Source organism: Epilithonimonas hominis (genome assembly GCF_003730015.1).
Taxonomy (GTDB): domain Bacteria; phylum Bacteroidota; class Bacteroidia; order Flavobacteriales; family Weeksellaceae; genus Epilithonimonas; species Epilithonimonas hominis.
The window spans coordinates 13,511-36,502 of sequence record NZ_RJTU01000008.1; the positions used below are offsets into that span (position 1 = coordinate 13,511).

At 36.3% G+C, this 22,992-nt stretch carries 20 protein-coding genes and 1 tRNA gene; 9 read left to right on the plus strand and 12 right to left on the minus strand.

Annotated features, from left to right (window positions below):
* Nucleotides 1-235: 235 nt before the first annotated feature.
* The 4 genes from mgtE to EGH73_RS00400 form a co-directional block, all read right to left on the minus strand.
* Nucleotides 236-1,534: a magnesium transporter gene (gene mgtE, locus EGH73_RS00385; protein WP_245985349.1), complete on the minus strand. Its 1,299-nt coding sequence runs from the start codon at nucleotides 1,532-1,534 to the stop codon at nucleotides 236-238.
* Nucleotides 1,535-1,633: 99 nt separating this feature from the next.
* Entirely contained in the window at nucleotides 1,634-2,218 is a 585-nt protein-coding gene (locus EGH73_RS00390) for a pyruvate decarboxylase (RefSeq protein ID WP_184808043.1), read from the minus strand.
* A 123-nt stretch (nucleotides 2,219-2,341) separates the two neighbouring features.
* Nucleotides 2,342-3,256: a PKD domain-containing protein gene (locus EGH73_RS00395; protein ID WP_123280176.1), complete on the minus strand. Its 915-nt coding sequence runs from the start codon at nucleotides 3,254-3,256 to the stop codon at nucleotides 2,342-2,344.
* Between the two features lie 71 nt (nucleotides 3,257-3,327).
* A complete protein-coding gene (locus EGH73_RS00400; protein ID WP_184808044.1) occupies nucleotides 3,328-4,824 on the minus strand; it encodes an SUMF1/EgtB/PvdO family nonheme iron enzyme in 1,497 nt (498 codons plus the stop codon).
* A 122-nt stretch (nucleotides 4,825-4,946) separates the two neighbouring features.
* Between EGH73_RS00400 and polA the strand changes: the two genes are divergently transcribed.
* The 4 genes from polA to EGH73_RS00420 are packed head-to-tail and all read left to right on the plus strand — an operon-like array spanning nucleotide 4,947 to nucleotide 9,542.
* Complete coding sequence (gene polA, locus EGH73_RS00405; RefSeq protein WP_123280178.1) at nucleotides 4,947-7,790, plus strand: DNA polymerase I; 2,844 nt, start codon at nucleotides 4,947-4,949, stop codon at nucleotides 7,788-7,790.
* 39 nt (nucleotides 7,791-7,829) lie between these two features.
* Nucleotides 7,830-8,099, plus strand: coding sequence for a YciI family protein (locus EGH73_RS00410; RefSeq protein ID WP_123280179.1), 270 nt, complete (start codon nucleotides 7,830-7,832; stop codon nucleotides 8,097-8,099).
* Nucleotides 8,100-8,112: 13 nt separating this feature from the next.
* Nucleotides 8,113-8,463 (plus strand): bleomycin resistance protein, encoded by a 351-nt coding sequence (locus EGH73_RS00415; protein WP_123280180.1) that lies wholly within the window; start codon nucleotides 8,113-8,115, stop codon nucleotides 8,461-8,463.
* A gap of 53 nt (nucleotides 8,464-8,516) precedes the next feature.
* Nucleotides 8,517-9,542: a M28 family metallopeptidase gene (locus EGH73_RS00420; protein ID WP_123280181.1), complete on the plus strand. Its 1,026-nt coding sequence runs from the start codon at nucleotides 8,517-8,519 to the stop codon at nucleotides 9,540-9,542.
* Nucleotides 9,543-9,590: 48 nt separating this feature from the next.
* Here EGH73_RS00420 and EGH73_RS00425 read toward each other — a convergent pair whose 3' ends face one another.
* The gene (locus tag EGH73_RS00425) at nucleotides 9,591-10,355 is read right to left on the minus strand and encodes an NUDIX hydrolase (RefSeq protein ID WP_123280182.1); all 765 of its coding nucleotides are present in this window, start codon (nucleotides 10,353-10,355) and stop codon (nucleotides 9,591-9,593) included.
* A gap of 385 nt (nucleotides 10,356-10,740) precedes the next feature.
* On the opposite strand from EGH73_RS00425, the gene EGH73_RS00430 reads away from it, so the two are divergent.
* Nucleotides 10,741-11,133, plus strand: coding sequence for a glycoside hydrolase family 30 beta sandwich domain-containing protein (locus tag EGH73_RS00430; protein ID WP_123280183.1), 393 nt, complete (start codon nucleotides 10,741-10,743; stop codon nucleotides 11,131-11,133).
* Nucleotides 11,134-11,146: 13 nt separating this feature from the next.
* Nucleotides 11,147-11,929: a glycoside hydrolase family 16 protein gene (locus EGH73_RS00435; protein ID WP_123280184.1), complete on the plus strand. Its 783-nt coding sequence runs from the start codon at nucleotides 11,147-11,149 to the stop codon at nucleotides 11,927-11,929.
* Between the two features lie 218 nt (nucleotides 11,930-12,147).
* On the opposite strand, the gene EGH73_RS00440 is transcribed toward EGH73_RS00435, so the two are convergent.
* A complete protein-coding gene (locus tag EGH73_RS00440; RefSeq protein WP_123280250.1) occupies nucleotides 12,148-13,251 on the minus strand; it encodes a M14 family zinc carboxypeptidase in 1,104 nt (367 codons plus the stop codon).
* 338 nt (nucleotides 13,252-13,589) lie between these two features.
* Here EGH73_RS00440 and EGH73_RS00445 point away from each other — a divergent pair, with 338 nt between their 5' ends.
* The 3 genes from EGH73_RS00445 (at nucleotide 13,590) to EGH73_RS00455 (ending at nucleotide 15,560) form a co-directional block, all read left to right on the plus strand.
* On the plus strand, nucleotides 13,590-14,645 hold the full coding sequence (locus EGH73_RS00445) for a TerC/Alx family metal homeostasis membrane protein (protein WP_123280185.1): 1,056 nt from the start codon (nucleotides 13,590-13,592) through the stop codon (nucleotides 14,643-14,645).
* A gap of 298 nt (nucleotides 14,646-14,943) precedes the next feature.
* Nucleotides 14,944-15,465, plus strand: coding sequence for a helix-turn-helix domain-containing protein (locus EGH73_RS00450; RefSeq protein WP_123280186.1), 522 nt, complete (start codon nucleotides 14,944-14,946; stop codon nucleotides 15,463-15,465).
* Nucleotides 15,466-15,488: 23 nt separating this feature from the next.
* Nucleotides 15,489-15,560 (plus strand) — tRNA-Arg (locus tag EGH73_RS00455).
* Nucleotides 15,561-15,565: 5 nt separating this feature from the next.
* On the opposite strand, the gene EGH73_RS00460 is transcribed toward EGH73_RS00455, so the two are convergent.
* Genes EGH73_RS00460 through EGH73_RS00485 form a run of 6 tightly spaced genes read right to left on the minus strand, consistent with a single transcriptional unit; the run spans nucleotide 15,566 to nucleotide 22,786 of the window.
* Nucleotides 15,566-15,928, minus strand: a complete 363-nt coding sequence (locus EGH73_RS00460) for a response regulator (RefSeq protein ID WP_123280187.1) — start codon at nucleotides 15,926-15,928, stop codon at nucleotides 15,566-15,568.
* A 16-nt stretch (nucleotides 15,929-15,944) separates the two neighbouring features.
* Entirely contained in the window at nucleotides 15,945-16,517 is a 573-nt protein-coding gene (locus tag EGH73_RS00465) for a chemotaxis protein CheB (RefSeq protein ID WP_123280188.1), read from the minus strand.
* Between the two features lie 2 nt (nucleotides 16,518-16,519).
* Complete coding sequence (locus EGH73_RS00470; RefSeq protein ID WP_123280189.1) at nucleotides 16,520-17,350, minus strand: CheR family methyltransferase; 831 nt, start codon at nucleotides 17,348-17,350, stop codon at nucleotides 16,520-16,522.
* On the minus strand, nucleotides 17,350-17,715 hold the full coding sequence (locus tag EGH73_RS00475) for a response regulator (RefSeq protein WP_089769508.1): 366 nt from the start codon (nucleotides 17,713-17,715) through the stop codon (nucleotides 17,350-17,352). Before EGH73_RS00475 ends, EGH73_RS00470 begins: the two co-directional genes overlap by 1 nt.
* 1 nt (nucleotide 17,716) lies before the next feature.
* On the minus strand, nucleotides 17,717-21,313 hold the full coding sequence (locus EGH73_RS00480) for a response regulator (protein WP_123280190.1): 3,597 nt from the start codon (nucleotides 21,311-21,313) through the stop codon (nucleotides 17,717-17,719).
* A 6-nt stretch (nucleotides 21,314-21,319) separates the two neighbouring features.
* Nucleotides 21,320-22,786, minus strand: coding sequence for a hybrid sensor histidine kinase/response regulator (locus EGH73_RS00485; RefSeq protein ID WP_123280191.1), 1,467 nt, complete (start codon nucleotides 22,784-22,786; stop codon nucleotides 21,320-21,322).
* Nucleotides 22,787-22,992: the final 206 nt, after the last annotated feature.

Consider the following 22,992-nt stretch of genomic DNA (forward strand, 5'->3'; position numbering starts at 1 on the left):
AACAATAAAAAATGTCATCTCCAAGAGGTGGCATTTTTTTTTTAAATAAGACCGCCTTGTTATTTTTGGGCGCCTAGATCCGTCCTCCATTCCCGCTTTTTTCTGTCATTGCGGATACCGTTCATCCAAATGTAGAAACTTTGTATAATCGCAATAACAGAAAAAGAGCTCCATTCAGGCCGGGGCGCGCTTCGCCAAGTAGGCGTCTTGTGTCATACAAAGAAAGTTTAAACTCCTAAAGAAGCTTTCCGGTAAGGAATAATCCGGCAACGGAGAAATAAATAATAAGTCCAGTTACATCAACTAAAGTAGCCACAAAAGGTGCGGAAGAAGTCGCAGGGTCTAGTTTCAGCTTTTTAAGAATGAAAGGAACCATAGATCCGGAAAGTGTTCCCCAAAGAACAATCGCAATGAGTGAAACTCCAACACTCAAACCTACAAATGCCCAGTAATCTCCATAGTTAAACAATCCTATTTCGTGCCAGATCATAATTCTCAAAAAGCCGATAATCCCAAGAATACTTCCCAGGAATAATCCTGTGAAGATTTCCTTTTTCATCACATACCACCAGTCTTTCAGGCCAATTTCCTGAAGCGCCATTGCACGGATAATCAATGTTGCAGCCTGTGACCCAGAATTTCCGCCACTGGAAATAATCAATGGGACAAACAATGCCAGTACAACCGCTTTCTGTATTTCATCCTCAAAATAACCCATTGCCGAAGCGGTAAGCATTTCTGAAAAAAATAAAATAATCAGCCACATTCCTCTCTTCTTTACCATTTCTAGCAAAGAAGTCTGGGTGTACGGAACATCCAGCGCTTCCAGACCACCAAATTTTTGGATGTCTTCCGTATTCTGCTGTTCGATCTGATCCAAGATATCGTCTATGGTCACAATGCCCACCAAGACTCCATTTTCCGTAATGATTGGAAGTGCACTTCGGTCATATTTTTCAAAATACGGAACCGCATTTTCTTTGGAAGTTGTTGTGGTGATTGCTACGAACTGATTGTCACACAGTTCTGATATCATCTGTTCTTCATCTGCCAGCAAAAGAGAGCCAATCGTGATATCATCTATCAGGCGGTTTCGCTCATCTACCACATAAAGAAAATTGAGCGTCTCTACTTTTTTCCCTACTTTTTTAATCTGCTGAAAACATCTTTTAACCGTCCATTCTTTTCGGATCTGGACATAATAAGGAGTCATCAGACGCGCAATGGAATCTGCCTCGTAACCGAGAAGTTTCAGTGCCACGCGTCTTTCCTGCGGATTCAGCAGGTTAATGGAATATTTTATAAGTTCATCGGGAAAATCTTCAAATAGATGAGTTCTGTCATCGGGAGACATCTCGTTCAGGATGTCAGAAACTTCGTGGCTTGCGATACTTCTGATGGTATCTTCCTGAAAGTCAGGATCCAAATGCGAGAATACTTCCGCCTTTTCAGATTTCGGAAGTTTCAGAAACTGCAGGATGCGTTCCTCGGCGGGCAATTTGCTCAGAGTTTCTGCGACGTCCGCAGCGTTCAATATGATTTCTTGATTCTCGATTTTTAGAATTTTGCTTTACAAAAGTATTAAAAAACTTAGTAATAATCGAGTAAAACGGGTATTAAAATTCTGTAATAATCAGATGGGTTTATGTGTACTTGCTGATCGGTTTTTCAGTTCTTTGCTGATTTTTCTTAAGGCACCTTTCGTACCTATAATTACTGAGTTTTCTGCAGTTCCAAGCATTCTGCCATTTCCTTTGTAAGTATCATAAGCAGCTTCCATCACAAAATCACCTTCAGCGTTATACAGCTTCATGCTTACAATAACCTGATTAGAAAAAACATATTTTCCAAAACCGACTTTGAAATATTTCACTTTAGGAATAACTGCGATATCAGCATTATTATTTTTGCAGATTTCTTTTACCGTACCAGTGTCTACATCATCAAAAGAAATAGGTGTATCTACTTTAAGATATTTTAGATTTCCCATAGATTTCATCTGGTCCGAAGTGGCTGTGTAAAAAGCAGAGTAAGTAGCCTCTTTGATTTCAGAAATATCAGGAAAAACTTCAGGATTGAAATAAAGAACTGTTTTAACCTTGGATATTTTTGCGTTTTTGTTAAAGTACAGAAGGCTGTCTCCAAAATTTGCACAGGAAGATAGGAGAGTGAAAGCAAGAGCCGAATAAAAATAGAAGGGGTAGAGTACTTTTTTCATTATCACGTACAAAATTACAATCAATATATGATATAATAGATATTTTTTTAAGAAAATTTAACATTATAATAAAAAGAAAAACTGCCTATAAGTAGGCAGTTCAAAAGTCATGGTTATTAATTTTTAATCTTTTTTAATAATCTTAAAGGTTTGTGAAGAGTTATCTGTATAGGTTTTAAGAATATAGATACCTGATTTTAATATCTCAATATTAATTTGGTCTTCTTTTTTATTTACATTTTTTTGCAAAATTTTTCTTCCGGACATGTCAAATATTTCTATTTTTTGGACTTCTTTCGGAGACTGAAGATATAATACGTCTTTTGCAGGATTTGGAAATACAAGTACTTTTTCAATTTTTATATTTTCCATTCCTAATGAAGAACAATCCGTCACCACATTAATATAACCTGCTTTCGTCATCGTATCTGTTCCATTATAATTGGCTACTACTAACTTCACTTGATACAATCCAGGAGTATTGTAGTTTACATTTACTGTTTTTGTTGTCGCAGTAGCAGGAGATCCACCCGAAAAGGTCCAGTTCCAACCTGTTGGCCTGTTTGTAGAGGTATCGGTAAAAACTACGGTCTGTCCTACACATACGTTTGTCTTGTCCGCTACAAAGTTTGCTGCAGGAGGATTAATTGGGCAAACATCTTCAGTTTTGTCTTTTGCAAAACCATCTCCATTACCTCCAAAATAAGCATAGAAATGATAAGGTGTAGCACAGTTATTATTCTCTAAGGTTTCTGATGCGGAACCATCGCTACTCCCTCCAAAGTAAGCATATTGATTAAAAGGCGTAGAACAGGTCGCATTTTCCAGGCTTTCTGTTGCAAATCCATCTCCATTTCCTCCAAAATAAGCGTATTGATGAAAGGGTGTAGAGCAGATTGTATTGGTTATAGTTTCTGTTGCAAATCCATCTGCATTTCCGCCGCGGTAAGGATAAGCTTCTTCTCCCTGGGCTTTGAGATGAGTATTCAGGAGAAAGATGATACAGAAAACCGATAATTGGGTTAGATATGTTTTCATCTTCTAATTTGATTTAGTTGTTATTTTAAAAATTGGGTAGAAAGTGATCTTTCTTTTCAAATTAGAATTGATTATCTCACACCACGGCCGCCATATCCCGCATTTCTAGTAGCTAGAGCAGCACCGGATGCCCTGTCAGAAATCCTTAAAAATGAACTGTTGTTTCCATTATAATTTGCAGCACCTATAAAGTCGCCACCTCGTAAGTAGACACCTGTATTATCTGGCCAAGAGGCTTGATTAGCATCTCCATCCGTTGCAGTAGTTGTTGATAATTCTCCGTCTCCAGCCAATCCTGTATAGGTATTGCCTGTTGCTTTTGTAGTGACTGCAAATTCATAAGTATTACCACTCATTTCCATAGCACCGTAATATGCTGCCGCTGCGGTGGCTCTCCCTGAAGAATTGGTTGCAGAAAAACCTACTTTAACAGTTCTGCCGGTCCCAGCATTTGTCCATGCAGTTGCTGCATAATAATTAGCTCTTCCGTTAGCAACAGTATTGAATCCTTCACTTGCCGTATAAGCGTTGGTAATACCTGTGGAAGAAGCAATATTTATTTCTGTTGTTCTCCAGGCATACTCTCCGGCAACAGGAGATAAAGGACCTCTGCATATTTTTTCGAATTCTAATTCCGTCATCGGTCGCAGTGCAGACCACTCTAAAAATGCAGCAGTATCGGCCCAGGAAAGTTGATTCATTGCAACATTTTGCCCATCATTTACATCATTATAATCGCCAGTGGTTACATCGCAGCCATATAATGCTGCTATAGATGCATTATTTCCAGGAACCTGTATTTTGATACCATTTCCGTAAGCATTGCCGAATGCAAAAGTTCCAGCAGCAGAATTTGGCGCAGCTACAGATCTTCTTGCCTGCTGGTTATATGTAAGTGTATTTAAAAACTCTACATATTGCTCTTGTGTAATCTCATACTTCATACAATAAAAACTTTTGAAACCTTTTGGAAAACTACTTGGCGCAGAATTGCCAGTTCCAAGTGAAGATGCAGCAATGTTAGAATTTTCTGATGTAATCTGAAAGTTATATGCTGGTGTACTTGAACTCACGCCATAACCAGATGAGGTAGTATCTCCAACCCAAAAGCTCCCTTGTGGAACATTAACCATCTCAACACCAAATACCTTGAAATTATAGTTATCATAATTGGCAGCTGCTACATTCATTTTAAGCGTTACTGATGTAGAGGAGATATTTCCACCACCATTTGCACTACGATAAACAAAAACACCCTTACCATCAGTAACGGCATCTATTTTAAGAGGAGAAGCTGTACTATGATCTGCGGACGTTACGCTCAAGTTTGCATGTTTCCAAAGCTTGTCTGCACAATCTTGGTATTTAAGAAATACCCAGACCGCATCATAATTGGCAGGAGCAATATTCGTTCTCCAACTGTTATCCCATTGGATGTTAAAAGTAACCGTTCCGGCACTCGTATCAACACTTGTACCAGTAATTTTTAAATTATTTGCCTGAATATTAAAAGCAAATAGTCCCATTGCAGCAATTGCAATTTTTTTGAAGTAGTTGTTTGTTTTCATAATAAAAAATTTATGTAGTTGATGCCACAAATCTCTTTTTTTTGGCAAGGAAAAAAAATAAGGCATTTGACGTATTTTTAATTTTCATTGATAAAACAAACTAATTCCTTACTTTTGTTTCTATGACTTCTACCGACAAAAGATTATATCTTATTGATGCCTACGCAATGATTTTCCGTGGGTATTTTGCTTTCATAAAAAATCCACGAATCTCTACAAAAGGGATTAATACATCCGCAATTTTCGGATTTACAAATTCGCTGATAGAATTAATCAAACGGGATCGTCCTACACATTTGGCTGTGGTTTTTGATGTCGGAAGAACCAATATCCGCCACGAAGATTTTACAGAATATAAGGCTAACCGACAGGATACTCCGGAACCGATTCTTATTGCAATTCCTTACATCCACAGAATTCTGGAAGCGATGCACATCCCGATTCTTGGTGTAGAAGGATATGAAGCCGATGATGTCATAGGAACCATAGCTTGCAAAGCAGAAAAACAAGGTTACAATGTCTTTATGGTGACGCCTGACAAGGATTTCGCACAGTTGGTCACAGATAAAATAAAAATTTATAAACCAGGACTGAAAGGTGGCGACATCGAAATTCTGGGTGTCGAAGAAGTGAAAGCCAAATATGAGATTAATGATCCGAAACAAATCATCGATTATCTTGGAATGATGGGAGATGCCGTGGACAATATTCCTGGATTAGATGGTGTTGGTGATAAAACGGCTAGAAAATTCATTCAGGAATTTGGATCTATGGAAAATCTTTTGGCAAACACGCACACGCTGAAAGGAAAAATGAAGGAGAAAGTAGAAGCCAGCGCAGAACGTGGTATTTTGTCTAAGAAATTGGCAACAATTATTTGTGATGCACCAATAGAATTCATCGAAGAGCAGTACGATTTGGATATGCCGGATTTCGAAAAAGTGAAAGAGATTTTTGACGAACTGGAATTCCGAAGATTGTACGAGAATCTATACCGCGCCTTCTCAAACAAAGAGTACGTGGAAGAACTGATGGAAGGTGATGATGATAAAGTTAAAATTACCGAAGTAGTAGACGGCACTGTAACTGCCCATAAAAATGGAACGATGGATCTGTTTGCGACTTTTGAGCAATTGGAACAAGCCACTACCACTAAGTCTACCATTACGGAAAATGACCATCTTTACCAGTTCGTAGACACACCAAAAGCGCAGAGAATCTTGGTGGAAAACCTTCTGAAGCAAAAAGAAGTTTGTTTCGATACAGAAACTACATCTCTAAATGAGTTGGAGGCAGAGCTTATTGGGATGAGCTTTTGCTACAAAAAAGGATTGGCATATTATGTCCCAATTTCGAATAATCAGGAAGAAGCGCAGAAAACAGTAGAACTTTTCCGACCGTTTTTTGAAGACCACAATGTTCTGAAAATTGCCCATAATCTAAAATACGATTACAAAGTTCTGAAAAACTATAACATTGAAGTGGAAGGAAAATTGTTCGACACTATGGTCGCACATTATCTGTTAAATCCTGATGGACGACACGGAATGGACTATCTCTCCGAGATGTATCTGAACTACAAACCGGTTTCTATAGAATCATTAATTGGAAAAAAAGGAAAAAATCAGCTAACCTTGCGTGAAGTAGATGTACAAACACAGACAGATTATGCTGCGGAAGATGCCGATGTAACGTTTCAGCTGTATGAACTATTTGCGCCACAACTTGCTAAGGAAAACTTGGAAGACCTTTTCTACAATGTCGAAATGCCATTGATGAAAGTCCTCGCAAAAATAGAACTGACAGGCGTAAAGCTTGATAACAACTGGCTGGCCCAGGAAAGCAAAGACTTGGAAAATGATCTGAAAATACTGGAGTCCAAAATATTTGAATTGTCCGGTGAAGAGTTCAATATGAACTCGCCGAAACAGTTGGGAGAGATTCTTTTCGAAAAAATGCAACTGGATCCTAAGGCGAAAAAAACAAAAACCGGCCAGTATGCTACTTCGGAAGATGTTCTTCAGAAGCTATCTTCCAAACACGAAATTATACCACAAATATTGGAATACAGAACATTACAGAAGTTAAAATCCACTTATGTAGATGCATTGCCGGGTCAGATTGATAAAAAAGATGACAGAGTTCATACTAATTTTTCTCAGACCACAGCTGCAACCGGAAGATTGGCTTCCGTTAATCCAAATCTGCAAAATATCCCGATCCGAACTCTCAGAGGACAGCAGATCCGTGGCGCATTTGTTTCCGATGAAGGCAAAAAAATCATCTCTGCCGATTATTCTCAGATCGAACTGAGGTTAATTGCAGAAATTTCTGGCGAACAAAATATGATTAAAGCGTTCCAAAACGGAGAAGACATCCACGCATCCACAGCTGCAAAATTGTTTAATATTCCGCTTGAAGATGTTACCAAAATTCAAAGAAGTCAGGCAAAAACAGTAAATTTTGGAATCATTTATGGTCAGGGTGCATTTGCTTTGGCAGAACAGACCGGACTGTCCAGAACCGAAGCTAAAAAGATGATTGATTCTTATTACGAGACGTATCCGCGTTTGAAAGAATATATGGCTGAACAAGTTAAAAAAGCTCAAGATTTTGGGTATGTAGAAACTATTCTTGGTAGAAAACGTCATTTGAAAGATATTAATTCCAGCAATTTTGTTGTCAAAGCGCACGCTGAAAGAAACGCTGTGAACGCGCCAATCCAGGGAAGTGCAGCCGACATCATTAAACTCGCAATGATAAAAATCGACAATGAACTGGAAACTCAAAATCTTCAAACCAAAATGTTGCTGCAGGTGCACGATGAATTGCTTTTCGAATCTCCATTAGAGGAATTGGAAACGGCAAAAGCTTTAATTAAAAAAGAAATGGAATCCGCTTTTCCGACCAATGTTCCGCTATTGGTGGAAGTTGGTGTCGGCGATAATTGGCTGGAAGCGCATTAATCATATAAATAATTACAGATAATAATTTTAAAAAAAATTATGAAAGCAGTCGTTTTTTACGAACACAACGCCGAAAAATCAATGGAAGAATTTATGGCCGTTTTTCCAAGACACGAAGCCTTTGAAGCAGAATTTTTAAAATCTGGGAAAGTTTTAGGAACCGGCGCATTTGCCAATCCTGGGGAAGGTGCAATGGCGATTTTTGTCGATAAACAGGCTGCCGAGGATTTCGTCAATGGTGATCCTTTTGTACAGGAAGGACTGATTGCAAAAGTAACCATCAGAGAGTGGAACGATGAATTAGCCTAAAAGAAAAATTATTATGATTTCACAGATAATTCCAAAGTTGCCTTTTAAAGATAAGCAAAAAACCAAAGATTATTATTCGGATCTGGGATTTGAATTCGTTGCAGAATTTGACCATTATCTGATTGCAACATATAATAATTCGGAGTTACATTTTTTTGAATTTAAGGAACTAATGCCGGAAAAATCCGATTTTATGCTTTATCTGAAAATATCAAGTAATATTGATAAGTATTATGATCTTTTAAAATCAAAAGACATAAAAATTCATCCAAACGGAAAGCTGGAAACCAAACCTTGGAATATGAAAGAATTTTCCCTGATTGATCCGGACGGAACACTGCTTACGTTTGGTGAGAAAATTTAAAATAGTTGTAACAATCATTTTATAAATCCGACTCTTACTATTAAATAACTTTTATGAACAATATAAAACTATACAGCTTTTTGCTGGGCGTTGCAGTACTGAACAGCTGTGCCCCGACTAAAAACTTCTCCTATGACGGAAAAGGATTCAAAGATGTATACAACAGCATCACATCCGCAGAACTGAAAGAAAACCTTTATGTGATTGCGGATGACAAAATGGAGGGAAGAGACACCGGAAGCGCTGGACAAAAAAAAGCAGGCGAATACATGATAGAGCAGTACAAGAAAAACGGCATCGGTTTTCCACCAGCTTTGGGCTCGTACTATCAAAAAGTTCCTTCTGAATCCATGAAAAAATACGGTGAAACCCTTCCTGATTCCGAAAATATTTTAGCGTTTATAGAAGGTTCTGAAAAATCAAATGAAATTATTGTAGTTTCTGCTCATTATGACCACGTTGGGATGAAAAAAGGTGAAGTGTATAACGGAGCAGATGATGACGGAAGCGGAACTGTAGCAGTAATGGAAATTGCTGAAGCTTTTCAGGAAGCCAAAAGAAAAGGCTATGGTCCAAAACGCTCGATTCTTTTTCTGCACGTAACAGGTGAAGAACACGGATTATTTGGCTCAGAGTATTATTCCGATCATCCTATTTTTCCTCTCGCCAATACTGTTGCTGATCTTAACATTGATATGATTGGACGCGATGACCCGGAAAACAGAGGCAAGCAATATGTTTATGTAATTGGTTCCGAAATGCTAAGCACACAATTAAAAAAAATCAATGAAGCTGCCAATGACAAAACTGTAAAACTGGAGCTTAACTACAAATATGATGATCCAAAAGATCCTCAGAGATTGTATTACAGATCAGACCATTATAATTTTGCAAAACACAATATACCTGTAGCTTTTTTCTTTGATGGCATCCACGAGGATTATCATAAACCGACTGACACGCCGGATAAAATTGATTATGAGTTACTGACAAAACGTACAAAACTTGTTTTTACTACGGCTTGGGAACTTGCCAACAGACCTGAACGCATTATCGTTGATGGGAAAAACACAAGGTAAAATTTCTACCCATAAATAACCAAAAGCAACTCAGCCGAGTTGCTTTTTTTATGAAAAATCATTGTTTTTGATTTCCGGATTTTCTAAAAACTTATAGAGATAGGGCGCTTTGTTAGCAGAGCCTGTATAATGTTTTTCCAACCTTTCCAAAATATTGAGACTCAGCATTTTTCTCTGAAAATTATTTCTTCTCAAAGGCTCACCAAGTATGGCTTCATAAAGATGTTGCAATTCTTTCATAGTAAACTTATCCGGTAGCAGATTGCTTCCCATCACCTGATAATCAATATTTTTTCTGAGATACAGCAAACCTTTCTCTATCATCTCCTGATGGTCAAAAGCCATATTCGGAAGCTCATCTACATCAAACCACTGACACTCTTCATTAAAAGAATCTGGAAAAGTATAGGTAAGTGTATAATCTATTAGCGCGCAATAACCTACAGATATGAAACGCTGATAAATCCAGTGGCTTTTATCTACTTCAATATTTTTATTTTCCAACAATTTCTGATGCACATTATTCTCAGTTCTTTTGATATCACCAAATGTGTAAAATTGTTCCAGAAAAACATCGGAAAGATGGGTTCTTTCGTAAAGTGTTCTGGCTGCTGCATCATTAAGATTCTCATCATTGAATATAAAACCACCAGGAACTGACCAAAGATCTAGGTCGTGATACTTCAGCAACAGTACTTTGAGTGAGTCTTTATGAAAACCAAAAATAACACAGTCTACAGAAACATGGTCTACAAAATCTTTTGTGTCAATTAGCTCTTTAAGATTGGTCTTAATTTTTTTATTTTCGGTCATAGGTCATTATAGTTTTATTAAGAAAAAATGTGAGTCCAAATATAAATAATAATGGCATAATAATGTATAAAGGATAAAAATTGCTCATTTTTCCATGAAACATCATTGCCATATACAAAGATCCTAAAGAACTCCCTAGTGATGAAAATATCACAACTACCGAAATAAAAAGGTGTGTTTTGCTGGTGGGAATTCTATTGAGAACTTCAGAATTATAAAGAGGATATAAGGATGAGAGAAATAAACCCGTAAAAGGTATCAGAATAGTGAGAATCCATCTGGAGCTGCTGTAAAAAAACGTAATGAGCAGCTGCGAAATTCCTAAAATTATAAAAATTGTAACCAAGCAACTTATTACAAATTTAAACCAATGAATTTTTAAAATATGAAAAATGTGATCATCGGCTCCATGAGAAACTGGAGTAAAGTTGCCCTGGAATGGAATCTTGCCAATGATGCATCCTTCAATCCTCATACAACCGGCGGATGTACAGAGTGTAAAGGTGCTATTACAATTACCTCCGGAGAAGCTTTTACTAAAAATGTGGCTTATTATATTATCGGACAGGCATCTAAATTTGTTCCTCAAAACTCACAAAGAATCGCATCTACGCAACCTGGGACTTTGAGTACTGTTGCATTTACAAGACCTGATGGTAAAATTGCTCTTATTGTTTTGAATGAAGGTGATAATACTGAAAATTTTAACATTAAATATAACAGTAAAACTGCAGCAACTTCGCTAACTGGAAAATCGGTGGCAACATTTGTGTTTTAAAATAAGTTAGTAAATGAAAAATTTAATTTTAGTATGCGCTGGTGTTTCAATGTTAATATCCTGCAATGGATTAAAAAGTAAAAGAGTGATGATCTGGCAGGATGAATTCAATACTTCTCAGATTGATAAATCTAAATGGACTTTTGAAACTGGTGGCGATGGATTCGGAAATAATGAACTGCAGTTTTACACCAAAGACCGGAAGGAAAATGCAAGGGTAGAAGATGGCAATCTTATCATTGAAGCCAGACAGGAACAATGGGTAAATAACCAATATACATCTGCGAAACTCATTACCAAAGAGACGTTTCCTTTCCAGTTCGGAAGTGTGGAGGTGAGAGCAAAATTGCCTAAAGGTAAAGGAACTTGGCCGGCGATATGGATGCTTAGTAAAAATATCAAAAAGTGGCCGGATGATGGTGAAATTGACATCATGGAACATGTCGGCTATAATGAAGGATTTATTCACGCTTCCGTGCATACAAAAAAGTATAACCATATTATCGGAACACAGAAAACCGACACAGTTCTCGTGAAGGACGCTACTGAAATATTCCATGTCTACAGAGCAGATTGGACGCCTGAAAAAATTGAAATGTTCATCGACGATAAAAAATATTTCACCTATATCAATACGGAAAAAACATACGATGCCTGGCCGTTTGATCAGCCTTTTTACCTGATTCTGAATCAGGCAGTCGGCGGGAATTGGGGCGGAAAAGAAGGTGTGGACAGCACAATCTATCCTCAGAAGTTTCTGATAGATTATGTCCGAGTTTATAAGATAAACGACTAAAAAACAATATTCTAATTCGCAACTGTGATAGCAATTGAATAGGTTAATAGAAACCAACTTGTTATTAGGCTATATTTTGAAGCTTAGCGCAATTAAGCATCAAGTATGCCCATTATAAAATGTCCTATAATTTACATTATGTTAAATTGGGTATAATAATCAAATAAAAATCAGCACTTTATAATGTGCTGATTTACTTTCTTATTTTAAGTATAATTTTATTCTATTTTAAAATCTACTAAAGCGTCCAGCTTTGGAAACTTTTTATCGGAAATAAATTTCTTGCCTTTACAGTCGATCTCTTCCCAGCCTTTTTTATGATTAACATCACCGACCTCAATTACATACGGCTGATATGTCAGCTTGCCATCAGCATCCAGAATTTCTCTATACTGCACGGCAATATCAAGAATGCATTCAAAATCTGTATTGAGTCTTACATCTCTGTAGATTAGATCAAAATGCGTTTCCTTGTTCTGAGGAATATCCAAATAAGTTTCGTAGCTATAGGTTTCACCTTTCAAAACGGACATCGCTTTGAGAGCAAAATATAAGGCCTGCGTGTAAAACTCTCTTGTTTTTTTCCGGTCTATATCATTTTCATAAAAACCGCCTTCTACCAGAACAGACGGAATTCCGGCTTTCATAAAATTATCTCCGGCTGAAGTTGGATAAAATTCGTCTGTATATTTTGCAATTCTGTTTGGCAGCATTTGTTTCATCTGCAGATAAATGGCAGCGATGACGGCCATACTTTTTTTCCTGTTTTCTGTTATAGCTCTCTCAGGGCTTTCAGAAGGCGCCAGGAATGATAACGTTGCAGGATGCTTTCCGTCTGTAGTAAAAATCGTTCGCTGATCGTGAAGATTCAGTAAGTAATCATAATCTCCAGTAAGTACTACGGATTTCAGAATTTTCATTTCGGCGCTGGAATTGCGCAAATAATCTCTGTTAATATCAATATCAAAAGCGTTTCTTCTGGTCCATTGTTCAGAACCGTCAGGATTCAGCATAAAAATAAAATCAAGCTGTATAAGCTCAAATAACTTTTCCTTAAGTTCTGGATGTTTTTCAAAAATAGCTAGAAGATCAAGCATTGCCAAAGTTGCAGTAGATTCGTTCCCATGCATCTGAGACCAAGCTGCAATTTTCGTGGCGCCTTTTCCTAAAGTCATCATATATATAGGTTTCCCTAATCCGGACTTACCAACTTCTTTTATATAATCGCTGTAGTTACTCTGTAGGTAAGAAAATAATTTTTCAGGAGAAATATAGCGTTCTGGGAAATTTACATTTTTAAAATAGGGAAAACTTACGGTCATTTTGCTTGTTTTGATTTGTAACAAAAATAAGATTAAATCTGAAATTACACTTGTTACATTTGTAAAATCATTAAACATTGACAAATGTCACTTTGTCTGTTGATTATTTTGTGGAATGCATTATTTTTATTTTTAATTTATAGACAGTATAAAATCAGTACTTTACAGTATTTATCTAAATATAAATTTTAATTTTACTTTAAGTATAATTTTACGGTATGTTTTCCATTTGTTCATCAATGCGTTAAACACAAAAACGTAGCAATGATCCTCATATTTACAAATGTGCAACCCATTAATTAACAATTAAATCGCTATTTTTGTCAATATTTTAAACAATGAGCAACGAAATTTTGTTTCTTACCGGATTCCTGGTTTTTATTGTAATTATCCTCTTATTGGATTTGGGATTATTTAGTAAAAAAGACGGACCTGTTTCTCTAAAGCAAGCCGGACTGATGAGTTTTTTTATTGTACTTCTTTCTATGGGATTTTATATCCTACTCACCTATTACGGTCATCTGATTCATAATATAGATAATATGGAAAGGCTGCAGGAAATAGTTGCTAAACATAAACATCCAATTAAGATAAACCCATCGAATTTCGAACATTCCTTATTATTATATGACAAAAACCTGGGCTTGGAATTTTTAACAGGCTATCTTGTAGAATATGCGTTGTCTGTAGATAACATATTTGTGATCTTATTAGTTTTTAGCGGATTTGGTGTGGCGCCGAGAAATTACCACAGAGTCTTATTCTGGGGGATTTTTGGAGCCATTGTGATGCGTTTTCTCTTTATATTTATTGGTGCTGCACTTATTCAGAAGTTTGAATGGATAATGTACCTATTTGGCGCATTCCTTATATATACAGGCATAAAGATGCTTATAGAGCGTAATAAGGATGAAGAAATTGATCCTCAACATCATCCAATTGTCAAGTTTGCACAGAAACACTTCAAGGTTCATAACCAGTTTGTAGGGAATAAGTTCTTTGTTATAATAGACGGTGTAAAAAAAATGACCCCATTATTTCTGGTTCTCATCATAGTAGAGGCTACAGATCTTATCTTTGCAGTAGATAGCATTCCAGCTATTTTTTCTATAACTAAGGATCCTTATATTGTGTTCTTCTCTAATATCTTTGCCATTATAGGACTAAGATCTATGTTCTTTTTGCTCGCCGGAATTGTTGATAAATTCCGATTTCTAAAGATAGGTCTTGCTGCTTTATTAGCGTTTATTGGTCTTAAAATGGTGTTCCATCATTATTTGGAAGATATCGGTTTTGGAACCTCGGAATCCCTTATTGTAATAATGTCTATATTGCTCATCAGCATTGGAACTTCCCTACTCTTTCCTGGAAAAGAACATAAGAAGGCCCATTAAAATAACTTTTACTTTCACATTTACATAGTAATACAGCTACTCATTGAGTAGCTTTTTTTATAAGCCTATGCGGTCAAATTTTAGATTTATCCCCAAATGCCCGTTTTCCACAGGTATTAATATTTTACTTGTTGATAAGTGTAAATTCCCATACAGTTTTCCACAGTAAACATGATTAATACCTGTAAAACAATGACTTATAGAGTAATGTATGTTACTAACAAGATGTTTACAGAAGTAAACCACACTCAATTACAATTGTAACTTTAATTTAAAATATTATTTTTACATTTGTGAAATGGAATTTAATGATAGAATTACAAAAGTAATAGAGTTTTCGGAACTGTCTCCAGCTGAATTTGCTGAAGAGATTGGAGTGCAACGCTCAAGTATCTCTCATATCATCTCAGGAAGAAACAAACCGTCACTCGACTTTATAACAAAAATAAAATCTAAATTTCCTGATATCGAATGGAATTGGCTGATTACCGGAACCGGTGAAATGTTGATTAGTAAAGAAGAAGCTAAAATTGATGACAATCAAAATTCTAAAGAAGATGACAAGCCAGTAAAAAAATCGTTGCCTAATCTCTTCTCATTAATTAATGATGAGCAGTTCGGCTATACGGAAACCGAAGATGATGTTACAAAAACAGTGACGCGAGAATCCGATATTAGCGTACAAACATCAGAAAGAAATAAAATAAACGATTCTCAGCCATTAGAGAATTTTCCACAAAAACAAGATTCCGACCCAAAAAAAATCAGAAGAATTGTATTTTTTTATGATGACGGAACTTTTGAGACCTATGAAAATTAATTATTTTTGATAACTGTTTCCAAGGCCTCATAGTTCAACGGATAGAATAGAAGTTTCCTAAACTTTAGATCCAGGTTCGATTCCTGATGAGGCTACATTATTATTTGATATATTTTGCCACTTTGTTTTCAAGTTCTTCCAGATCAAATGGCTTGGCAACATAATCATCTGCTTTTGCACTTTCTGCAAGAGATTCTATATCATTATTGGCAGTTACATAGATCACGGGAATATTCCGAAACTGTTCATTGCTCTTAAGAAGTTTGGTAGCTTCAATTCCGCCAATATTCGGGATCCAATTGTCCATCAGAATAATATCAGGAAGAAACTCGGAAACTTTTTCCAAAATGTTGTGAGACGTCTGGGAGATATCTACCTCATAACCGCCATCCTTGAAAATTATTGAGATGAGCTCCAGCAAAGTAGTATCATCATCAAAAATCAATATCTTTTTCTTATCCATAATCTTAATTTGATTCTTATATATTTATTTGATTAATATTAATGCAAAGTTTTTCCGGATTAATAAGAAGATCATAGTCAACCTGCTCTTTGGCGTGTCTTGGCATATAATCTACTTCAGCTGTTTCAGGATCCTGAATCCAGATTTTTCCGTTATTGTTTTTTATATATTTCAATCCGTATATGCCGTCCGCATTGGCACCGGATAATAAAATGGCTAAAAGATTTTCTTTGTACACCTGTGATGCCGATACAAACGAAATGTCTATAGAAGGTCTCGAAAAGTGATGCTTTTCTGACCTGTCCAATGAAAGATTGGTCTTCGAATCAAATAGTAGATGATAATCTGCGGGGGCAATATATATTTTATCATTTTCTATTTCCGTTTTATCTTCTATTTCAATTACCTGCTTATCTGTAAATTGCTGAAGTAATGACTGCAATATACTTGTAGACTGTGCTTTTCTATGGATGACAAGGACAATGGGAAAATCTAACTTCCTTTCCAAACCGCGAACAAGATCGAGTATCACCTGCAGGCTGCCTGCAGATCCGCCGATAATCACCAATTCTGTCCGTATCTTTTGCATCTTTAGTTCTGTGTCGTTTTTTTCCAGATTTTCTGATCATTGATCTGCTGGTAGGTCTTCCCTAGGTTTGAAAACCGTAAAGTTTCTTTCGATCCCAGTGCAAGATATCCCAGATTTTCTAAACTGTCATCAAATAATTTGAACACCCGTTCCTGCAAAGGCTTATCAAAATAGATCAGAACATTCCTGCAGACAATCAGCTGAAAGCTGTTAAATGAGCTGTCAGACACCAGATTATGGGTAGAAAGAATCATTTTTTCTTTCAGACTACTGTCAAATCTTGCGCTGTCGTAATTTGCCGTATAATAATCCGAAAAGTCTTTTTTGCCTCCAGATAAAATATAATTTTCGGAATAAGTCTTCATCTGACTGATCGGGAAGACACCAGCCCGCGCAGTTTCTAAAACCGAAGGATTAATGTCTGTCGCATAAATTAAAGATTTATGATATAGCCCGGCCTCTTTCAGAAGTATTGCCACAGAATACGCTTCTTCGCCAGTAGAACATCCAGCAATCCATATTCTTATAAGTGGATAGGTTCCTAGTTGCGGAAGTATATTTTCTCTTAGTTCTTTAAAGAAATATGGATCTCTGAACATCTCTGTCACATTGACTGTTACTTCTTCTATAAAGCGCTTCAGATAATTTGGTTCGTTAATAAGTGTATATCTCAGTTCTGCAAAGCTCGTAAACTTATCTATCAGGCAAATTCTATTAACACGCCTTTTGAAAGATGCCCGACTGTATAGCGAAAAGTCATAGCCATACAAATCATAAACATCTTTTATCAGATATTCTAACTCTTCATCTTTTACAATTCCGGGTTCTATCATTATGATAATTTTTCAATGGTATTTAAAAGAGTATCAACATCAATTGGTTTTGTAACATAATCATCTGCTCCTGCTTCCAAACATTTTTCACGGTCTTCCGGCATGGCTTGCGCAGTTACGGCAATAATTATGCTATTATTGATTGGTTCTGTTTTCCGGATGTTTTTCATTGTTTGATAGCCATCCATATCAGGCATCATCATATCCATTAATATGACTTTTATATCCGGTTCATCCTTTAACATTGTAATGGCTTCGTCTCCAGACAAGGAACTTCTAACATCATAACCTTTTGATTTTAATGTTAGCTTTAGAGCAAATATATTTCTGGGATCGTCATCTACGATCAGTATTTTTTTCTTCATATTAACTTTCGTATAGCCAGACTCGTAATAATGATAGCAACTGATCTATATCCACAGGCTTTGAAATATAATCTGAAGCGCCTGCAGTGATGCATTTATCCCTATCTCCTATCATCGATTTTGCAGTAACAGCAATAATCGGAAGTCTTTTATATTTTGGCATTTTTCTTATTTCTCTGATGGTCTCATAACCATCCATTTCCGGCATCATCATATCCATAAGAACCACATCAATATCAGGATTTTTATCGATCTGCTCCAATGCCTGTTTACCATCCATTGCCAAGATGACTTCGACCTTATATTTTTCCAGGGCTTTGGTGAGTGAAAAGATGTTGCGTGCATCATCATCAGTTATAAGAACTTTCTTACCACTTAACACCTCTGTTAGGGATCCTAAAGTTTTACTTTTGGTTTCCTCGGTATTATTTTTTTCTGCGACCAAGTGGAGAAATAGTCCCACTTCATCCAGAATTCTCTGATAAGAATGTGCTGTTTTCACAACAATAGAATCTGCATATTGTTTTATTTTTAATTCTTCTGATGTGGATAAACTATGTTCTGTGAAAATAATAATGGGTAAGTTTTCTAAACCTTCATTACTTTTGATGGATTCTACGATCTCATACTCTTTTCCACGGAATGCTGCGATATCTAGAATGACACAATCTACTTTATCTGAATACAATGCTTTTACGCTGTCTTCGACATTATTCTCCACAGAAAGTCCGATATCGTAACTGCTAAGGAAGTAAGACAATGCAGATGCATGCCTCGCATTTTCCTCCACAATCAGAACTTTCTGAGAAGATTTCCTAATGGTTTCTTCAATCTTTCTGAATACCTTATTCATTTCTTCCATCGCAACAGGCTTATTAATAAAATCAACCGCTCCTTTCATTAAGCTCTCTTGTTTAGCTTTTAACGAAGACATCATATGAACAGGAATATGTCTGGTAGCTGTAGTAGATTTCAGCTCATCCATCACCTGCCAACCATCTTTTACAGGTAACTGTATGTCAAGAAGTATTGCTGAAGGATGGTATTGCATAGCAGCAGACAACGCAAGATCTCCTCTTACAACCACGACTCCTTTATAATCCTGAAGCCTGGAATATTTTAGCAATGCTTTTGCAAAATTGGTATCGTCTTCTACAATCAGTATGACCTTATCGCCTTCTTTGATTGCTTCTCTGTCATCATCTACATCATCTGGGATTTTCAGTGATTTTGAAGATATAATATTATCAGAGAGAATATTCTGTATAATCTCTGCATCATCTTTGATCGTTTCTACTATATTCTGATCTGTTTCTGTAATCTCAATATCATCTTTTTTGATCACAGGAATTATCAGACTAAAATCACTCCCTTCATTTTCTTTACTTGTTAATGTCAGTTCACCGCCGAGTAATCTTGCAATTTCCCTGCTAATAGAAAGTCCGAGACCTGTTCCTCCGAATTTTCTTCTGGTAGATCCATCTGCCTGTTGGAACGCCTCGAATATTACTTTTTGTTTGTCTGCTGGGATACCAATTCCGGTATCTTTCACAGAAAATATGACGAAATCCTTTTGTTTTGGGTCATTTTTTATATGAAGGGTAATGCTGCCTTTTGATGTGAATTTTGCTGCATTAGAAAGCAGGTTTCTCAATACCTGATCCAGGCGCAGACGATCTGTCTCAATACTCTTGTTTACATCTTCATCGATAATGATATTAAATTGTAAAGATTTTTGCTTAAGAATAGGATCAAAAAGATTTTTCAAATCTTTTACCACATCATTCAGCATAATGGTCTGGTGCTCAAGTGTCATTTTACCTGATTCGATTTTCGCCAGATCCAGAATTTCATCAATCAAAGTAAGGAGACTTGTTCCAGAACTTTGGATTACTTTTGCAGACTCCACTTGATCTTCATTCAGATTTTCATCAGGATTTTCCGCCATTAGCCTAGAAAGTAGTAAAATAGAATTGAGCGGGGTTCGGAGTTCGTGTGACATATTCGCCAGAAACTCCGATTTATATTTGGTGCTGAGCGCCAGCTCTTCTACCTTACGCTGTATCTCGGCATTTCTTTCTGCTATCAGCATATTTTTTTCTTCCAGTAACTTGGATCGCTCTTCCAGCTCTGCATTGGTCTGCATAAGCTCTTCCTGCTGTACTTTTAATTCTTCCTCAGAAGCCTGCAATTTTTGAGTCTGTGCTTCCAGTTCCGTATTCAGATTTTCGAGTTCGGAATGCTGGACCATCAATTCCTCTGACTGAGTCTGAGTTTCTTCTAGTAATCGTTGTTCTTGTTCTCTACCTTTTGCTGCACCAATTGCGACAGCAATATTTCTGCTACCTTCAGCAAAGTATTCTAATTTTTGATCACTGAAATTCTCAGTAGAGCTCAGTTCAATAACACCAAAATTATGCTCGCCGGATACGATAGGAAGTAACAAAATACTGTTTACCTGAACCTTGCTGCTTGCAAAAGAAACTGCAAAATCAGAATCATTAATATTATTAAAAACTTTAATTTTTTTCTCCAGAAAAACCTGTCCCACCATTCCTTCACCGGAGTCAAAGATTTTTTTCATTCTGTCTTCCAGCCCGTAAGCTGCTTTCAGTTTGAGTCTTCCATCATCATTTAAATATAATGCTCCGTTGATGCAGTTTGTATACTCTATGAAATGTTTCAGCGACTCATTGCTCACATCCTTTAAAGACTTGTTACCTACCAGTGATTCATTGAGCAAAACAAGTCCAGTCTGTCGCCATTCACTATCATTGATTTTGTCAAAAGATTTTTTAAGAGAATCTGTCATATGATTAAGCGATTCCACCAGATCACCTAAGTCGTCCTGAGAATTGTCTGTCGCTTTCTGACTGTAATCTCCACTGGCTACTTTATTCGCTATTTGCTTGATGGCATTCACACGTCTTGTAATCTCTAAATCTTTAGCTTTCAGTTCTTTTTCCAGCTTATCTCTTCTGATGAGGTCAGCTCTCATTTTTCTGTAAAAGAAAGCCGTAACAATAATAGCTGCAATTGCCGAAAGTATGATGAATAAAACAGTGGTGTTAGAAGATTTTGTGAGATCTTTGTTTTTGATTTCAAGGTTTTTTTCTTCATTTCGTACAAAATCATTGACTAACATTCTGCAACGGTCCATATATGATTTACTCATCATGAACTGTTGTTGCGTCATAATTATGCCCTTTCTTCTGTTTTCAACAAAAATTTTGATATTATCAATATTATATTTTACATTGTTTTCCAACTTATCCAGAACTTCGCGCTGATTGTTATTATCAGTATTTAGAGCTTTTAATCTATTAATAGACTTAGGAAGTTCTTCTAAACCTTTATTGAATGGTTCCAAGAAGCTAACTCTACCTGTTAACTGATAACCTCTGTTCCCCGTTTCGATATCTAGAAGTGCTACTAAAATATCCTTCGCAGCTGTTATCGATCTACGGCTTGCCGTGAGTTTTTCCCGGTTTTCCATCTGATTCTGAATACTGAGATAGGAAGCTATGGAGCTGGCAATAAGTATGACGAGTGAAAAACCGACGCCTACTTGTAGATTTCTTATAATTTTCTTTGGCATAAAAAATTAGTTTATTGGCAATGTAAAATAAAATGTAGAACCTTCTCCTATCTCACTGGATACACCTATGGTTCCGTGATGCTGCTTGATGATTTCCGAACAGATATAAAGACCTATTCCCATTCCTTGAAATTGCAAAGAAGATTCTTCCACACGGTAAAACTTATGGAAGACATATTCCTGCTTAAAATCCGGAATTCCTATTCCAAAATCCGTTACACTTATCCGAACTTCCTTTTCATCCCAGAAGGTGGTTACAATGATCTGATTATTTTTTGGAGAATACTTGATCGCATTACTTAAAAAATTAATTAGAACCTGCTCTATCCTGATTTTATCAAAAGGTATGACAAAGTCCGGCTGCATACCGTGTCTTTCGATCTTAACATCTGTGCTGTTGGTATGAAGAATAGTTTCTATGGCATTCTGAATTACCAATTCCAAATTTTCAGGTTTTTTATTGATTTTCAGTTTTCCGTTTTCAATTTTCGAGACATCGAGCAAATCGGTTATAAGACTGTTAAGCTTTTCAATCTGTTCCAGCGTTTTTTTCACATAAACCAATTCGGAGTTTTCCTCATTTTGCTTTAGTTTCCTTTCCAGCAGCTGTGTATATGCTTTAATGCTTGTAAGCGGCGTTTTCAGCTCGTGGCTGGCAATACTTAGAAAATCATCTTTTTCCTGCTCTATCCTTTTCTGATCATCAATATCCGTAAAAGTTCCGACCCAGTTTTTTACAGAATCTCCTTCAAAAACAGGTGATATCCTCAGCAGGTGATATCGGTAAACGTTTGTATCGATATTTTTTATTCTGATTTCAAGTTCGAGAGCTTTTCCTCTTTTTCTACATTCTTCGAATTCTGTTCTGATATTCTTATCTTCAGGATGTGTTTCCGGGAACTGCTGTGTGGATTCGGAATACTCATACCACTTACAATTGACGAAATCAACTTCTGCATTTTCATTTAGAGTAAAAGCAATTTGAGGCAATGCCTGAAGCATTAGATGAAAATGATCAATCTGAGATTTCATCGTAGCCTGAGATTCACGTCTCCCTTTCACTTCCATTTCCAGATTTTGCTGGTTCTTTTTGAGTGCAAGGTTATTTTCCTGAAGGTTATAAAAAGTTTTTACTTTCAGCAGCAGAATATCAGGATCAATCGGTTTGGTGACATAATCTATACCACCTGATTTATAACCTTTGGTTATGAATCTTTTTTCGGTATTTACAGCGGATAAAAAAACAATAGGAATATCCTTTGTTTTGCTATAGCCAGAAAGAGTTTCCGCAACTTCGAAGCCATCCATATCTGGCATCTGGACATCAAGAATAATTAGCGAATAGGTATTTTTAAGCGCTTTTACCAACGCTTTCTCACCGGAATCTGCAGTATCAACCTGAAAATTATTAGACTCTAATAATTTCTTTAAAGAATAGATATTGTTCTGGTTATCATCGACAATTAAAACCATAGATTTTTAGACTGTACTGTTTTTATAATTTTAAGATTCTTAAACGATCAAAAATACTTACAATTTTTCGATAAACTATATTTTTGAGTTATAATCAAACAGAATAATATGTAGAAAACACATTTCTTTCGATTACAAGAAAATCTCACTAATCAAAAATCATTCTAAAGTTGATAATTATTATTTTTTTTTCAAAAAAAATAATT

Excerpts from the sequence above, each read along its gene's own strand:
- EGH73_RS00410 (WP_123280179.1), top strand. The coding sequence starts at position 7,830 with ATGAAAGCAGTCGTTTTTTACGAACACAACGCCGAAAAATCAATGGAA.
- EGH73_RS00440 (WP_123280250.1), bottom strand. The coding sequence starts at position 13,251 with ATGACCGTAAGTTTTCCCTATTTTAAAAATGTAAATTTCCCAGAACGC.
- EGH73_RS00395 (WP_123280176.1), bottom strand. The coding sequence starts at position 3,256 with ATGAAAACATATCTAACCCAATTATCGGTTTTCTGTATCATCTTTCTC.
- EGH73_RS00460 (WP_123280187.1), bottom strand. The coding sequence starts at position 15,928 with ATGGATAAGAAAAAGATATTGATTTTTGATGATGATACTACTTTGCTG.
- EGH73_RS00425 (WP_123280182.1), bottom strand. The coding sequence starts at position 10,355 with ATGACCGAAAATAAAAAAATTAAGACCAATCTTAAAGAGCTAATTGAC.
- polA (WP_123280178.1), top strand. The coding sequence starts at position 4,947 with ATGACTTCTACCGACAAAAGATTATATCTTATTGATGCCTACGCAATG.
- EGH73_RS00445 (WP_123280185.1), top strand. The coding sequence starts at position 13,590 with ATGAGCAACGAAATTTTGTTTCTTACCGGATTCCTGGTTTTTATTGTA.
- EGH73_RS00465 (WP_123280188.1), bottom strand. The coding sequence starts at position 16,517 with ATGCAAAAGATACGGACAGAATTGGTGATTATCGGCGGATCTGCAGGC.
- EGH73_RS00420 (WP_123280181.1), top strand. The coding sequence starts at position 8,517 with ATGAACAATATAAAACTATACAGCTTTTTGCTGGGCGTTGCAGTACTG.
- EGH73_RS00470 (WP_123280189.1), bottom strand. The coding sequence starts at position 17,350 with ATGATAGAACCCGGAATTGTAAAAGATGAAGAGTTAGAATATCTGATA.
- EGH73_RS00475 (WP_089769508.1), bottom strand. The coding sequence starts at position 17,715 with ATGAAGAAAAAAATACTGATCGTAGATGACGATCCCAGAAATATATTT.
- EGH73_RS00480 (WP_123280190.1), bottom strand. The coding sequence starts at position 21,313 with ATGCCAAAGAAAATTATAAGAAATCTACAAGTAGGCGTCGGTTTTTCA.
- EGH73_RS00430 (WP_123280183.1), top strand. The coding sequence starts at position 10,741 with ATGAAAAATGTGATCATCGGCTCCATGAGAAACTGGAGTAAAGTTGCC.
- EGH73_RS00435 (WP_123280184.1), top strand. The coding sequence starts at position 11,147 with ATGAAAAATTTAATTTTAGTATGCGCTGGTGTTTCAATGTTAATATCC.
- EGH73_RS00485 (WP_123280191.1), bottom strand. The coding sequence starts at position 22,786 with ATGGTTTTAATTGTCGATGATAACCAGAACAATATCTATTCTTTAAAG.
- EGH73_RS00400 (WP_184808044.1), bottom strand. The coding sequence starts at position 4,824 with ATGAAAACAAACAACTACTTCAAAAAAATTGCAATTGCTGCAATGGGA.
- EGH73_RS00415 (WP_123280180.1), top strand. The coding sequence starts at position 8,113 with ATGATTTCACAGATAATTCCAAAGTTGCCTTTTAAAGATAAGCAAAAA.
- EGH73_RS00450 (WP_123280186.1), top strand. The coding sequence starts at position 14,944 with ATGGAATTTAATGATAGAATTACAAAAGTAATAGAGTTTTCGGAACTG.
- EGH73_RS00390 (WP_184808043.1), bottom strand. The coding sequence starts at position 2,218 with ATGAAAAAAGTACTCTACCCCTTCTATTTTTATTCGGCTCTTGCTTTC.